General features: G+C 48.4%; 15 protein-coding genes. 5 read left to right on the top strand and 10 right to left on the bottom strand.

Annotated elements, in window-relative coordinates; translation table 11 throughout:
- The first annotated feature begins 9 nt into the window (after positions 1 to 9).
- Complete coding sequence (gatB, locus tag ACTTK7_RS00705; protein ID WP_462865011.1) at positions 10 to 1,446, top strand: Asp-tRNA(Asn)/Glu-tRNA(Gln) amidotransferase subunit GatB; 1,437 nt, start codon at positions 10 to 12, stop codon at positions 1,444 to 1,446.
- A gap of 19 nt (positions 1,447 to 1,465) precedes the next feature.
- Here the strand turns inward: gatB and ACTTK7_RS00700 are convergent, their stop codons facing one another.
- Positions 1,466 to 2,053, bottom strand: a complete 588-nt coding sequence (locus tag ACTTK7_RS00700; RefSeq protein WP_462865009.1) for a GNAT family N-acetyltransferase — start codon at positions 2,051 to 2,053, stop codon at positions 1,466 to 1,468.
- 72 nt (positions 2,054 to 2,125) lie between these two features.
- Positions 2,126 to 2,437, bottom strand: coding sequence for a hypothetical protein (locus ACTTK7_RS00695; RefSeq protein WP_462865008.1), 312 nt, complete (start codon positions 2,435 to 2,437; stop codon positions 2,126 to 2,128).
- A gap of 447 nt (positions 2,438 to 2,884) precedes the next feature.
- Here ACTTK7_RS00695 and ACTTK7_RS00690 point away from each other — a divergent pair, with 447 nt between their 5' ends.
- Both ACTTK7_RS00690 and ACTTK7_RS00685 read left to right on the top strand, forming a co-directional pair.
- The gene (locus ACTTK7_RS00690) at positions 2,885 to 3,820 is read left to right on the top strand and encodes a helix-turn-helix domain-containing protein (protein ID WP_462865006.1); all 936 of its coding nucleotides are present in this window, start codon (positions 2,885 to 2,887) and stop codon (positions 3,818 to 3,820) included.
- A 116-nt stretch (positions 3,821 to 3,936) separates the two neighbouring features.
- Positions 3,937 to 4,824 carry a diacylglycerol kinase gene (locus ACTTK7_RS00685; protein WP_462865004.1) on the top strand — a complete coding sequence of 296 codons (888 nt, stop codon included), beginning with the start codon at positions 3,937 to 3,939 and terminating at the stop codon, positions 4,822 to 4,824.
- Positions 4,825 to 4,849: 25 nt separating this feature from the next.
- On the opposite strand, the gene ACTTK7_RS00680 is transcribed toward ACTTK7_RS00685, so the two are convergent.
- The 4 genes from ACTTK7_RS00680 to ACTTK7_RS00665 all read right to left on the bottom strand — a co-directional run bounded on the left by ACTTK7_RS00680 (position 4,850) and on the right by ACTTK7_RS00665 (position 8,614).
- Complete coding sequence (locus ACTTK7_RS00680; RefSeq protein WP_462865003.1) at positions 4,850 to 5,422, bottom strand: GNAT family N-acetyltransferase; 573 nt, start codon at positions 5,420 to 5,422, stop codon at positions 4,850 to 4,852.
- 143 nt (positions 5,423 to 5,565) lie between these two features.
- Entirely contained in the window at positions 5,566 to 5,937 is a 372-nt protein-coding gene (locus ACTTK7_RS00675; RefSeq protein ID WP_462865001.1) for a DUF779 domain-containing protein, read from the bottom strand.
- Positions 5,938 to 5,977: 40 nt separating this feature from the next.
- On the bottom strand, positions 5,978 to 7,501 hold the full coding sequence (exaC, locus tag ACTTK7_RS00670) for an acetaldehyde dehydrogenase ExaC (RefSeq protein WP_462864999.1): 1,524 nt from the start codon (positions 7,499 to 7,501) through the stop codon (positions 5,978 to 5,980).
- Positions 7,502 to 7,633: 132 nt separating this feature from the next.
- Complete coding sequence (locus ACTTK7_RS00665; RefSeq protein WP_462864997.1) at positions 7,634 to 8,614, bottom strand: aldo/keto reductase family protein; 981 nt, start codon at positions 8,612 to 8,614, stop codon at positions 7,634 to 7,636.
- Between the two features lie 171 nt (positions 8,615 to 8,785).
- Between ACTTK7_RS00665 and ACTTK7_RS00660 the strand changes: the two genes are divergently transcribed.
- Positions 8,786 to 9,310, top strand: coding sequence for an N-acetyltransferase family protein (locus ACTTK7_RS00660; protein ID WP_462864996.1), 525 nt, complete (start codon positions 8,786 to 8,788; stop codon positions 9,308 to 9,310).
- On the opposite strand, the gene ACTTK7_RS00655 is transcribed toward ACTTK7_RS00660, so the two are convergent.
- Together ACTTK7_RS00655 and ACTTK7_RS00650 are read right to left on the bottom strand one after the other, a co-directional pair.
- A complete protein-coding gene (locus ACTTK7_RS00655; protein WP_462864995.1) occupies positions 9,298 to 10,023 on the bottom strand; it encodes a potassium channel family protein in 726 nt (241 codons plus the stop codon). The genes ACTTK7_RS00660 and ACTTK7_RS00655 overlap by 13 nt on opposite strands.
- A 15-nt stretch (positions 10,024 to 10,038) precedes the next feature.
- Positions 10,039 to 10,536 (bottom strand): N-acetyltransferase family protein, encoded by a 498-nt coding sequence (locus ACTTK7_RS00650; protein ID WP_462864993.1) that lies wholly within the window; start codon positions 10,534 to 10,536, stop codon positions 10,039 to 10,041.
- Between the two features lie 129 nt (positions 10,537 to 10,665).
- Between ACTTK7_RS00650 and rlmD the strand changes: the two genes are divergently transcribed.
- Positions 10,666 to 12,054 (top strand): 23S rRNA (uracil(1939)-C(5))-methyltransferase RlmD, encoded by a 1,389-nt coding sequence (rlmD, locus tag ACTTK7_RS00645; RefSeq protein WP_462864991.1) that lies wholly within the window; start codon positions 10,666 to 10,668, stop codon positions 12,052 to 12,054.
- A gap of 82 nt (positions 12,055 to 12,136) precedes the next feature.
- On the opposite strand, the gene ACTTK7_RS00640 is transcribed toward rlmD, so the two are convergent.
- Both ACTTK7_RS00640 and ACTTK7_RS00635 read right to left on the bottom strand, forming a co-directional pair.
- On the bottom strand, positions 12,137 to 13,312 hold the full coding sequence (locus tag ACTTK7_RS00640) for a DUF4317 domain-containing protein (RefSeq protein WP_462864989.1): 1,176 nt from the start codon (positions 13,310 to 13,312) through the stop codon (positions 12,137 to 12,139).
- A 122-nt stretch (positions 13,313 to 13,434) separates the two neighbouring features.
- Entirely contained in the window at positions 13,435 to 14,247 is an 813-nt protein-coding gene (locus ACTTK7_RS00635; protein ID WP_462864988.1) for a PRC-barrel domain-containing protein, read from the bottom strand.
- Between the last annotated feature and the right edge of the window lie 232 nt (positions 14,248 to 14,479).

Below are 14,479 nucleotides of genomic sequence, written 5' to 3'. Positions count from 1 at the left end.
ACCAGGACCATGAACTTTGAAACAATCATTGGACTCGAAGTCCATGCAGAGTTAAAAACAAATACAAAGATTTTCTGCAATTGCTCAACCGAATTTGGTGCTCCTCCGAATACGCATACGTGCCCGGTCTGCCTGGGCCATCCGGGAGTGCTGCCGGTTTTGAATGAGCAGGCGGTGAACTTCGCCATGAAAGCAGCGCTTGCAATGAACTGCGAGATTGCCCCTGAAACGAAATTCGACCGGAAAAACTACTTTTATCCCGACAATCCGAAGGCTTATCAAATTTCCCAGTTTGACCAGCCAATCGGAGAACACGGGTGGATTGACATTGAAACAGAAGAAAACGGACCGAAGCGTATCGGTATTACCCGCATTCATATGGAAGAAGATGCCGGAAAGCTCACGCACGACGAAGACGGTGGCCACTCTCTGGTTGACTTTAACCGTGTCGGCACACCGCTGATTGAAATTGTGTCAGAGCCGGATATTACGACGCCGGAGGAAGGCTACGCTTATCTGGAAAAACTAAAAGCGATTCTGCAGTATACCGACGTTTCCGACTGCAAGATGGAAGAAGGATCGCTCCGTTGTGATGCGAACATTTCCATCCGTCCGGCAGGCCAGGAGGAATTTGGCACGAAAACTGAGCTGAAAAACCTGAACTCATTTACGAATGTGCAAAAAGGACTGGCATTTGAAGAAGAACGGCAGGAAAAAGAACTGCTTTCTGGCGGGGAGGTCCTGCAGGAAACGCGCCGGTGGGATGACGCGAAAAAAGAAACAATTCTGATGCGTATCAAAGAAGGATCGGACGATTACCGTTACTTCCCGGAGCCGGATCTGGTTACGTACTATATCGACGAAGACTGGAAATCACGGATCATGTCATCAATTCCTGAACTTCCGGACGCACGGAAAAAGCGTTATATCGAGGACTTCGGTCTTTCCGAATACGACGCATCGGTGTTGGTGCAGTCCAAAGCAATCGCAGACTTTTTCCAGGAAACTGTTGATGCCGGAGCGGACAGCAAGCTTACAGCCAACTGGCTGATGGGCGAGGTAAGCGGCTATTTAAACAACAATGATATGGATATCGATGAGACGGCTCTCACGCCGGAGTCACTTGCCAAGCTGATTGAACTCATTGAAAAAGGCACCATTTCAAGCAAAATTGCCAAGCAGGTTTTTGCAGATGTAATGGAGCAGGGCGGCGATCCGGAACAGATCGTAAAAGATAAAGGACTTATGCAGATCTCTGATGAAGGAGAGCTTAAGCAGGTAGTTGACGGCATATTGGACAACAACCCGCAGTCGATCGAAGACTACAAAAATGGAAAAGACAAAGCGCTCGGCTTCTTAGTCGGCCAGGTGATGAAGGAAACGAAGGGAAAAGCCAACCCGCAAATGGTGAACTCTTTAATTCTTGAAGGCATGGAACAGCGCTAATACGAAAAACCCCGCAACGTTAAAATTGCGGGGTTTTTGTATGCTCTATACCAGTACCGAGAATGGCGGGAAACCAAAAGCGAGAACGCATGGTATAGACAACATGATCGACGTAATGGTCATACAGCCATTCGGCATTACGCACGTATTTATATTTTTCAAAGCCAAGGCGCTCCGGGATCGAACGGCTGGGCCGGTTGTCCGGAGCAACACAAATATCCACACGCCGGAGGTGAATGTCCCGAAAGGCGTAATCAGTCAATGTCTGTACTGCCAGGGTCATAATGCCTCTTCCCTGAAAAGGGGCAGCAAGCCAGTAGCCAATCACGGTGCGCCGGGTCCAGCGGTACACGTGGTTGAAGCTGATCGCACCGGCGAGCCTGCCTTCATACCAGATACCAAACGTGTAGGATGTGCCCCGGCGGGCGAGCCTGGCCCGGTGCTCAAAAAAACGGAGTACATCACGCAGCTCACGCGTTTTATCCACCCATGGCAGCCAATGTCGCAGGTAGGAACGGTTGTCCTCGACCAGCTGCAGATAATCGGCAGCATCCTGATCTTTAAACGGACGAAGGTATATTTGGGAATTCACGGTAAACTCAGCCATTTTTATCCCCTCCGTAAATTATAGGTGGAGAGTATTTTCCCGATAATCGGCCGGATATAACCCACTTTCTGTTCAGGCGGAAAGCCTGGCCCATTCGTGCAGCCGCCAGCGCATATACACAAACTGATTCGAAGAAATATGCTCGAATGTATCCACCAAAAGCCCGTAGCAGAGCGGCTCTTCTTCAAGCGCCTCCTGAAGGATGGAAGGGCACTTACGCCAGAGTGTACCCATCATTTCAATATAGGGGAGGCGGGTGCCGATAAGAGTTCCCTGTTCAAAAACGCGGTCGCGGAGCTCGCAGAGCACAGCCGGGTCCTCCGCCTGATCCATCTGGGATAAAAATTGATCTACAAAATAAGCAATATGCTGGTCGGAATGCATGGCCGGGCCTCCTGTATCGATGAATGGTAGGGTAATAAATAATAAAAAAGAATCCCCTGCCAGCTAAACTGCAAGGGATACAAAAATATAACAGGGGTAAGCTTGGTTAATGGTGTGAAACGTGTGTCGAGGGTGACGGTTTACACTTAAAAATAGTTATTAATTAGGCCTAAGCTGCGCCTGGTAAGTGAACAGCTGCTGTGAAGTCCCCGGAAGTGAAAGTATAAGCCATCGCTCCGACAACTAACCCTACCTTTATAAACTTAGATAATTTAGGCATTTATTTTCCTCCTTAATAACTTTAATAAGTATGAATTTATTATTACATATATAGTTAAATCCTGCAGAGACTCTCAGTAGCTGTAATTTCCATTTATATACGATTTTCGAAAAAAAGCATGATACAATGTAAGTGTTGAGAACTATAGTACTTAAAAGGAGGGGCGTATGGAAGAATTAACATTAGGAAAGAAACTTAAAGATTTACGTCAGTATTATCAAGTAAGTCAAAGAGAACTATCAAAAGGAATTTGCTCCCAAAAAGCAATTTCCAAAATTGAAAATGAACAAATGCATCCTACGGCTGAAATTCTGAACTTGATTGCAATTAAATTGGGAGTGAAAATTAGTTATTTTTTCGACGATCATGAAGCTCCCAGGTTTAATTATATACGCGATACAAAAGATAGAATAGACAAGCTAATAAGACATTATGAGTTCGAAGAGGCCATGAATATTATTAGACAGGAACTGAAAAACCCTTTATTTCGCAAGCCAGTGCACCAAAAATTTTTATTGTGGAAACGTGCGATAACCCATTTCAAAATAACTAAAGAAAAAGAAGAAGCTCTAGATTTACTCCAATTAGCAAAAGATATTAAATTAGAAGCATTGAGTATAACTGAAGAAGATATAGGAATAATTATCAATTTCGGGACTATTTATATGGATGTTTATGAATTTGATAAAGCAATTTATTATTTTCAAGAAGCACAAAAGCTGTATAAAAAATTGCCAGTAGAATTTTGGGGCCCTACCCAATCTAAAATTTATTTTAATATGTGTGTTGTATATGGAAGCTCAAGGCAATTTGAAAAGGGAATTGTCACAGCAAATGAAGGACTTAAGTATGTATTTGATCAGGAATCATTATATTTGTTAGGTGAAATATATTACGAAAAAGGAATATGTTTGTATTATTTAGGCAATATAAAAGAAGCGTTGCGTTGTATGGAGAAATCTTTATTTTATTTAGAAGAAAAAGAACAGACAATTTTTTATGACTTTATTCTCCAAAACTATCTGCGTTTTCAGCGTGCCTCGTTGGCACAGCGTCCGTATTTCCAGCCGGATAGCATCGATCCTACAGCCGCTACTGTTTAATGAATTAACAATAGTATACAATTAATTAGTGACGCATGTAACAATGAGAGAAAAAGATAGTTCTTTTATATATTATCCAAAGGAATTGAAATCTTCGGTGTAATAGGGGTTATGGTATGCGAAAAAGAGCGAGAGTGATCTACAATCCAACGTCGGGAAGAGAACAAATGGAGAGGCAGGTGCCTTATATATTAGATCGGATGGAGCAGGCGGGCTACGAAACGTCGGCATTTATGACCCGGGGGGAAGGGGATGCACGGGATGAGGCACGCCGCGCCTCGGAGGACGGATTCGAAGCGGTGGTCGCTGCAGGCGGGGATGGCACGATTTTTGAGGTCATTAACGGAATTGCCGAACAGGAGTGGCGCCCCAAAGTAGGACTCATTCCTGCCGGAACGACAAATGATTTTGCCCGGGCCCTTGGACTGCAGGGAAAAGAAATTAAAGAGGTCTGCGACGTATTTGCGCGTGGACGCACCCAGGGTATTGATATAGGAAAGGCGAACGGCTCATACTTTATTAACATTGCCGCGGGCGGAAAGCTGACAGAGCTCACCTACGACACCCCAAAGGGGTTGAAAACGGCTTTGGGGCAGGCTGCCTATTTTATTAAAGGGTTTGAGAAATTCTGGTCCCTGCACCCGCAGATGACGACTGTCGAATACGACGGGAAGTTTCTTGAGGAAGAGATTACAATGTTTCTCATCTCCAATACCAATTCCGTTGGCGGGTTTGAAAAGCTTCTTCCGCAGGCAGAATACAATGACGGCTATTTTGATGTGCTGATCGTACAGAGGATGACGATGTTTGAATTCAGCCAGCTGCTGCGCCAGGCATTGCGCGGCCGGCATCTGGAGAATCCCAAAATTAAATACTTTAAAGCAAAACAGCTTCGTATAGAGGCAGAAGAAGACATGCAGCTGAATCTCGACGGGGAATACGGCGGTCATCTGCCGGCGACGTTTGAAAACTTGTATCAGCACATTGAACTGTTCTGCCCGTAAAAAAATAGCCGCATCACCGGCTGTTTTAATTGTTTTTCCATTCTGTTTTTAAAATTGCGTAAATCATCACATCCCGCCTTACTCCCTGAATCAACAGGCAACGGCGCAGCGTGCCTTCATGGACCATGCCGATCTTTTCCATTACCTTGGCCGAGGCAGTATTTTCGATAAAGCACCGGGCTTCAATCCGGTGCAGGCCCATGTCTTCGAAGCCAAAGCGGATAATTTCCCGTGCTGCTTCCGAGCCGAAGCCCTGATTCCAATGGTCCGGGGCGAGCGTGTAGCCAATTTCCCCGCTGGCGTGGCCGCAGTCCCAGTGCACAAAATCGATGGTGCCGATTACTTTTCCCGAGTCCCTGCGTTCGATGCCAAACGGCGCCCGGCCGCCGTATTTATAGGAATTCATCGTGATATCCAGAAAATCCTTTGTTTCCTTGCGGCTTCTGTGGGTATCCCACAGAACGTTGCGGGAGACAAGCGGATTAGAGGCGTATTCGTAAATATCTTCAAGGTCTGAATAACGCAGGGCCCGGAGCCGGAGCCTTGCCGTTTCCAGGGTGGGGAAGGGTCTGAATGGTGATGTTGATGAATGATGCATAGGCCTTCATCCTTTACTGTAGCGCGCCCTCAAACGGTGCTTATTTCTTTGTTAATTATAGAATAATAAGAAATACCCAAAATGACAATAGGCACACGAGGCAGAAAAAAGGCATTCTGCGCGAATGCAGAATGCCTGGATGTTTAAACAGTAGAATTTTGTTCGAGCTCTGTGCGTTCTTCTTCGGAAAACACCCGTGAGCGGGTTAAAAACCGTTTGCCCTCCGGACCTTCAAGGGAAAACATTCCGCCCCGGCCATCGACAACATCAATAATCAGCTGCGTATGCTTCCAGTATTCAAATTGATCCTTCGACATATAAAACGGGGCTCCGCCAATATCGCCCATATACATGTCACTGTTGCCGGTTTTAAAGTCGCCTTCCGGGTAACACATCGGGGCGCTGCCGTCGCAGCAGCCCCCGGACTGGTGAAACATTAACGGGCCGTGCCGCTTTGCCAGTCGGTTAATCAATTCAAGGGCAGCGTCAGTAGCGGTTACACGCTCTACTGCCATGATAAATCCTCCTTTTTAAATGCTTCCGGCCGCCGGACGCTTAAAAGAATCCTTTCGGCTGTTCGCTGTAGCTGACCAGAAGGTTTTTCGTCTGCTGGTAATGGTCGAGCATCATTTTGTGGTTCTCCCGGCCAATACCCGATTTTTTATAGCCGCCAAAGGCTGCATGAGCCGGATAGTCGTGGAAGCAGTTGGTCCATACACGGCCGGCCTGGATGGCACGCCCGAACCGGTACGCGGTGTTCATATCGCGGGACCAGACACCGGCGCCAAGTCCGTACAGCGTATCGTTGGCAATTTCCATCGCTTCTTCCTTCGTTTTAAAGGTAGTTACACTCAGCACCGGTCCGAAGATTTCTTCCTGGAACACGCGCATTTTATTGTGGCCTTTAAATACGGTCGGCTGTACATAATACCCCTGCGAACGGTCTTCATCGTCGACCTGGGCTGCTTCCCCGCCGACGAGAACCTCTGCACCCTCCTGTTTCCCGATATCCAGATAGGAAAGAATTTTATCGAGCTGTTCCTTGGAGGCCTGGGCGCCCATCATCGTGTCGGTGTCGAGCGGGTGGCCGACGTTGATGGCTTTAACGCGTTCAATAGCCCGTTCAATAAATTTATCATAAATGGATTCCTGAATGAGCGCACGGGACGGGCACGTGCACACTTCCCCCTGGTTCAGGGCGAACATAACGAAGCCTTCGATCGCTTTATCAAGATACGAGTCGTCCTCAGCCATGACGTCTTCAAAGAAAATATTCGGTGATTTGCCGCCAAGCTCGAGCGTTACCGGAATTATATTTTCCGAAGCGTACTGCATAATCAGTCGTCCGGTCGTCGTTTCCCCGGTGAATGCCACCTTATCAATGCCTTCGTGCTGGGCAAGCGGTTTGCCGGCTTCAACCCCGAATCCGCTCACGACGTTCAGAACGCCTGGCGGCAGAAGGTCTTCGACTAGCTCAAGCACCTTGTAGATCGACGCCGGGGTCTGCTCGGCCGGCTTGAGCACGATGCAGTTGCCGGCAGCAAGTGCAGGAGCGATCTTCCAGATTCCCATAAGAATCGGGAAGTTCCACGGGATAATCTGGCCGACAACACCGAGCGGCTCGTGGAAATGATAAGCTACGGTATCGTCGTCAATTTGGCCAATTGTTCCTTCCTGGGCACGGATGACGCCTGCAAAGTAGCGCAGGTGATCGATAGCAAGCGGTATATCAGCATTCAGTGTTTCCCGGACCGCTTTGCCGTTTTCCCAAGTTTCGGCAACAGCCAGCATTTCAAGATTTTCTTCCATCCGGCTCGCCATTTTATTTAAAATATTGGAGCGTTCGGTCGTGGACGTTTTGCCCCACGCTTCCTTCGCTTTATTGGCTGCTGCTACTGCCGCATCAACGTCCTCTTTCGTTGAACGGGCAATCTGGCAGAAAACGGTACCGGTAACCGGGCTGACGTTATCGAAATATTCGCCCTGGGCCGGCGGCCTGTATTCGCCTCCAATAAAGTTGTCGTATTTGTTTTTAAAATGTACCAGGCTTTCAGGGGTGTTTGGTGCATCGTATCTCATGCAAAATCCTCCTTCGTATTAGAGAAAAATTGGAAACGGTTACACAAGTTCATTATAGCACCATTTAAAAATAATGAAAATATAGAAGTTCTGTATATAAAAATAATCCCGCCACAGTGGGCGGGATAGTATTTAATGAAGCCTGGAGGTAACGTCTTCGATTTCCTGAAGGGTGCTGTCGATTTCATCGAGCAGATTGTCCGGAAGCTCAAGCTCCGCAGCTTTTAAATTTTCTTCGAGCTGTTCGGGACGGCTCGCCCCGACGATTGTAGAGCTTACGCCCGGCTTTCGGAGAATCCAGGCGAGAGCGAGCTGGGAAAGCTTAACGCCAAGCTCGTTACGGGCTAAATTCTCCAGTTTGACGACATTTTCGAGAATCCGGTCGTCCATGAAGCGTTCCATCGCAAAATTAATATCTGAATTGGCAGCACGGCTGTCGGACGGAGGCTGCTCGCCCGGACGGTATTTGCCGGTTAAAATGCCCTGGGCAAGCGGGGAGAAGACGACCTGTCCGAGCCCTTCACGTTCACTGATCGGAAGGACCTCTTTTTCAATATAGCGTACGAGCATATTGTAGATGGGCTGATTTGAGACCGGCCGGTGAAGGTTCCGTTTATCGGCAATGTGCGCCGCATCGCTGATCTGGGCACCGGACCATTCGCTGAAGCCGTAGTACAAAATTTTACCCTGGCGTACAAGGTCATCAAGCGCCATCAGCGTTTCCTCCAGCGGGGTATCGGGGTCATAGCGGTGGCACTGATACAGATCCATATAATCTGTACCGAGACGCTGGAGGCTGGCATCGCACTGCTCCATGATGTGCTTGCGGGAGAGCCCGCGGTCGTTCGGCCCGTCTCCCATTGGAAAATACACCTTCGAAGCCAGCACGTAGCTGTCCCGGCTGTAGGAGCTTAAAGCTTTGCCTACGACCTTTTCTGCTTCACCTTTATTGTAGACGTTCGCCGTGTCAAAGAAATTAATGCCGTTTTCATACGCATGGTGAATAATGTTACCAGCAGTCTGATCCTCTACGGAGGATCCGTAGGTAAGCCAGCTGCCAAGGCCTATTTCACTTACTTTTACGCCGGAGTTCCCTAATCGACGGTACTTCATGCGAACACGTCCTTTTCATAAGTATAATCACTGCGTCAGAGAGACGGGTTACGTGAAAGGTATTCCTTTGTTCATTGAATTGTAAACAACCTGCAGGCGGATGCTGAAATAAACAAAAGAAAAACAGGTATGTTATTCTAGGAAAAAAAGCAGGATAAGGGGTAGATGCACGTGGACTATTACATAGCGAGAATGCAGAAGGAGCATTGGCCTGAAGTCCGGGACATATACGAAATGGGGATTATGAGTGAGCATGCGACATTTGAAACGGAGGCGCCGTCATGGGAGCTTTGGTCAGCGACGCACGACCTGGCCTGCCGTCTTGTTGCTATCGATACTACAACTGAAAAAGTAATCGGCTGGGCAGCGCTCGCACCGGTTTCCGGCCGGGAAGTATATGAAGGTGTAGGTGAAACGAGCGTCTATATTCACCAGGATGAACGCGGCCGCGGTGTGGGTGGAACGCTTCTGGAAGCATTAATTGAAAAAGCGGAAGCGGAAGGCTACTGGATGCTCCAGGCCGGCATTTTTCCGGAAAATGATTACAGTCTGCGCATTCACCGGCGCAAAGGGTTTCGTGAAGTAGGCGTACGGGAGCGTATCGGCAAAATGCAGGGGCGCTGGCGCGACGTGGTGCTGCTTGAACGCCGCAGCCAGGTGATTGGCGTAGAAGAGGAAGACAACTATGATGATTGATCTTCCTCTTTTTTATAGCGCTCCTTCCACTTTTCGAGTGAAGCAATCATGTCATCCATTTCTTTGGTCGTAATCTTCGGGTAGTGGTTCAGCGTTTCCTGCACGTGCCGGGCTTCGGGTGGCAGCGTGCGTTGGTTCTGAGAGAAGAAGGCTGCTACAGTTCCGGTAATCACGCCTATCAGCCCGATGCCGACGATCATCAGAATGCTTGCAATAATCCGGCCGGCAGTTGTTACTGGAATGAAATCTCCGTACCCGACTGTGGTGGTTGTGACAATTGCCCACCACAGTGCCTCCTCATATGTGTGAAAGTCAGGTTCAATCCAGCGCATGGAAAGACTGGCCGCAAACAGAAGCACCCCGACAATAATGACAGCTCGGTCTATGTGGTATTTAGAAAAAAATACGTCGAACGGAGAGTGCTTCCGATTGAAAAGTACAATTAAACGCAGAACTTTTAAGAGACGAACGAGTCGGGCAGCCCGGAAAATTTCTCCGAGCGGCAAGATGGCGATCAGCTCGAGCGGATTGCTTTTAATATACTGCCATTTGTTGTCGCTCGCAAAAAAGCGGACGCCGAAATCAATCACAAACAACACGTAGATAAATAAATCGAGCGCCCTGGACTGGTCAGGAGGCAGGTCCACCGTTAAAGAAAATATTAAGAGAGCGGCAAGAATCAGCTCATAAATTGCTTCAAATGAAATGCGCAAGGTTGGTTCTCCTTTCTACAGCAGCTTAGCCATCATAATTTCATTGACGTACGACCCGTGGGCGAAAAGCGAGTCCTGTTTAATCCCTTCGGTCTGAAAGCCGAAGCGTTCATAGAGCGCACGCGCCCCGGTATTTTCTTCTATTACGGTCAACTCCAGGCGGTGAAGGCTTCGCTCTACAGCCCATGCTTCTAAACGCCTGAGCAGCCGGCTGCCAATGCCCAGGCGGTGGTAGGCCGGCAGGATTCCGATAACGACAGAGGCGGTCCGGCAGTTACGGATGGTGCTGCCGCCGACACCCATCGCGTGTCCAACAACCGCACCCGCATCCTCCACCACAAAAAGCACAAGATGATCCTTCATAATAAACTCGTTTACCATATGTTGGTGCTGTTCGGCTGTTGGCCTGCGCTCTCCCGGCTCCAGCAGCATATAGGACGTTTCATTGTCGAGCTGCTGGCTGAATGCCAGGTGATCGTTGGCATCGGCCGGCTCAATGAGACGGATGTTCATACATATCTCTCCATTTCTAACCATTTGCTTTATGTATTCCTACATTATAGCGTGCGAACAGACGGACGCCAAACCACTCCTGTGTTACAATTTTTCTGACAGACTAGAACGAACGGAAGGAACGAAATAATGAGCAAGCAAAATAAGCCGGAAGCTCCGGTAGAAAAAAATGAATTAATAGAAACGACAATTGAGGATTTAACCCACGAGGGGCACGGAGTCGGAAGAATCGACGGGTATGCGTTGTTTATCCCGTACGCTCTGCCTGGTGAGCGTATTCAGGCAAAGGTTCTTAAAACAAAAAAAGGCTACGGCTTCGCGAAGCTTATTACTGTTCTTGAAGAAAGCAGCGAACGAACCGAAGCGCCCTGCCCGGTCTATGTAAAATGCGGCGGCTGCCAGCTGCAGCATATGACCTATGAGGCCCAGCTCCGCTATAAGCATAAACAGGTGAAGGATGCGTTTGAACGGATCGGCGGCCTCGACGAAGCAGTGGTCCACGATACGATCGGGATGGAGGATCCGTGGCGCTACCGCAACAAGGCCCAGGTGCCGATCGGTGTAAAAGAGGACGGCCGGTTAAAAGCGGGCTTTTACCAGAAGCGGACACATAACATTATTGATATGGACGAGTGTATTATTCAGCAGAAGGAAAACGACGCTGCCGTTCAGCAGGTAAAAGACATTGCCGGCAGGTTTGGCATGAGTGCCTATGATGAAGAAAGCGGACGGGGCTTTCTCCGCCACGTCGTGACACGTTACGCACCAACCACCGGCCAGCTGATGATTGTCCTTATTACAAACGGCAAAAAAATCCCGGAGGAGCAGGCTTTTATTGAAGCTGTCCGAGACGAAGTAAAGGATACGGCAAGCATCGTTCAAAACGTGAACACGAAGCGAACGAATGTTATCTTTGGCGACCGGACAAAAACGCTGTGGGGTGAAGACTACATTTACGACCACATTGGCGAAGTGAAGTTTGCGATTTCCGCGCGTTCCTTTTATCAGGTAAACCCGGTCCAGACAAAAACGCTGTATGATAAAGCGCTGGAGTACGCGGACCTGCGCGGTCATGAAACGGTCATTGATGCCTACTGCGGCATCGGAACCATCTCGCTGTTTCTAGCAGAAAAAGCCCGGGAAGTCTACGGGGTAGAAGTAGTGCCGCAGGCCGTGAGTGATGCAAAGCGCAACGCCCAGCTGAATCATTTTGATAACGTAACCTTTGCGACAGGGAAAGCTGAGGAAGTGATGCCGTGGTGGGTAAAAGCAAACGGGCTGCGTCCGGACGTCGTTGTTGTGGATCCGCCACGGAAGGGCTGCGACGAACAGCTGCTGGATACGATGCTCGAGGTAGCTCCCGAACGTATTGTGTACGTCTCCTGTAACCCGGCGACACTCGCCCGGGATTTAAAGCACCTCGTGGAGGGCGGATACGAGGTTGTAGAAGCCCAGCCGGTGGACATGTTCCCGCAGACAACGCATGTGGAAGTGGCCACAAAATTAGTGCGGAAGTAAGAGGGAGTAGGCAAAGAACGCCGCCGGCACAGCTGTATATTAAAAAACAAGGAAGGTCCCGCCCGGGGCCTTCCTTGTGTTATTACGGAGTATCTTCACCAAAGGCTTCGGGGAGCATTTTAAAGCCTTCGATCTCTGCGTCCTCTTCAATTTCAATCATAATGCAGCGTTTTCCCTGATAGTTGACCTGTCTTACGTATTCCAGGTCCTGCGGACTGATCGCAATATTTGCGATTTTCGTATTAATTTTAATGGATTTGGAATTGTATTTCGGCACGATGCTGTTTGCTTTCAGTTCGTACGTTTCGTTGTCGGTGACCCGCTGAAAGGCTGTTTTTATTTTGTCGGTCTCCACCTGCTCGCCGCTCTGCTGAAGCACCCGTTCGACGTCTTTATAGTCGAGCGTCGGCGGGGTATCCTCTTCATTTTCTTCGACGACCCGGTGAATTTCGCCGTAGACGTTCGCAAGCGTGGCGGGGTTCATCTGGTCGCCGACCACATCTCTCACTATATCCTCAAATGCTGTTTTGTTTTCTTTGGCGGTGACGATCTCTTCGCCGTTCAGCACGTCTTCGATAAACCGGTAGTCCGGTTCGTTGGGCTTTGAGGCCGCATAAAGGACACGGTTGACGTCAGCGGCTCCCTCGGTCATGGAGGGAAACAAAAAGCCGGCCAGCGGATGCTTAAGGTCAATGACCGGATCGACCTCGACCTTGTATTTGAATTCCTTCTCAATGTAATCAAACTGCATTTCTTTTTTCGGCTCCTCTGTCTTATTGATGCTGCAGAGAATAAAAGCATTGGAATACACCGCATCGCGACCGCTCGTTTCTGCTTCCTCATTCCGCTGTTTGGCCGGCTTTAAATACTCAGCACGAATAAAGGTAATAACAGTATCCTTTTCATACGGATGGTCTTCGATCATTTTCTCGGTCATGCGAAGCATTTGTTCCTTCCAGTCTTCAACATTGCGGCTTAAGAGGCCTTTGTGAAGAATGAACTGGCTGGAATCTTCAGCTTCCTGCTGAAATTTCAGCTCAAACAGCTTCTCATCCAGCTGCCCGGTGAGAACCTTTTTGAAATTGGCCATAAACAGCTCCTGCTGGTCACTGTCGAGCATTTCGAACGGCTGGCTCTGGTGGTGATAAATATCGGTGGTTTCCTTCATTATGTAAACATTGAAGATGTCGGAGATTGTGAGCAGATCGTTGTCTGTTTTTAGCTGCCTGCGAAGGTCGGCAATATCTTTTTTATCCATGGGTAGTCCACTCCTGAGCTGTTTGAAGGATTATTAGCTTATTTATTTTAACATATCACAGCGGTTCCGGATTCGGCAGATATAAAAAAGCCCGCTGCTTTTAAACAGCGGACAGCTTTCACCTATCTATTCGAGGGGCTGCCGAAGTGACGGCGGATTTCTTCACCATAGTCATCAGTTAACGTCATGGAGGCTTCATAATCAGGTGAATTTTCTACCGCTTCACGGCTCACACTGGTGGTGGCACTTTCATCAGCCGCACTGAACTGGTTAAACCATTCCACTGGCACAAGAGAGTGGTCACTCGAAAGAGCACCGGCAGTATCAACTTCGATGAACTGAACACTCCAGTCGTTTGTGTCGAAAACAATGTCAGAGATCGTGCCGATGTTTTCACCGCCTGCATCGATATCATATCCGCGGAGATCCTTCGTGCTCTGGAGATAGTAATCTTCTTTTTTCTGGGCGGCTTCCATTTCATTTTCTTCCGCACCAGTAACGGCAGTGTCGTGGGCGGGACGCGCATTATTATTGTCATCATCGTTAGGGGCGAAGGGGTCGCCTACAGGCATAACCGGACCGTTTCCGGTACTGCCGGCTGTTGGAATCCAGTAAGGCTCGAGGTTGTAATAATTTAGCACTGAGGCTTCATATGAACGGGAAATAGGTTCGTGCTCGTCCGGCTTCGGGCTGTCTTTAATCTGATCTTTCGAAGCATTCATCTGAATAGCCTGGCCGGCCAGATCAAGCCGGTTAATCAGCTGGGGGCTGAGCAGAACCTTTCCGCCGACAAACCATGTGCGGGTATCTGCGACGAGAAACCGTACCTTCCATTCGCCTCTGGAATCGAAATAGACGTCGGAAATAGAGCCGATTGCTTCTTCATCGGTGGCCGAGATCCAAAAGACCTGAAAATCCTTTGTGCGTACGAGCAATTGCTGCACCTCCTGATAATAGTTATTGATACACGGCTTATTACCTGATAGGGGTGTTTTTAAACAATACGGCTGCTTCTGGCAAAAGCACATGATTACTAAGTCATAATTTGAAAAGAGGTGAGGGTAATGGACCTAAAAGCTGTTAACAGAAGAACCCAACCTTTGTATCAATTCCAGAGCAGTTATTGACTTTGATAATCATTTTCAATTAATGTGTACATTGTAATTA

The organism is Marinococcus tarijensis (assembly GCF_054971385.1).
This window is presented reverse-complemented; position numbering and strand designations above follow the sequence as displayed.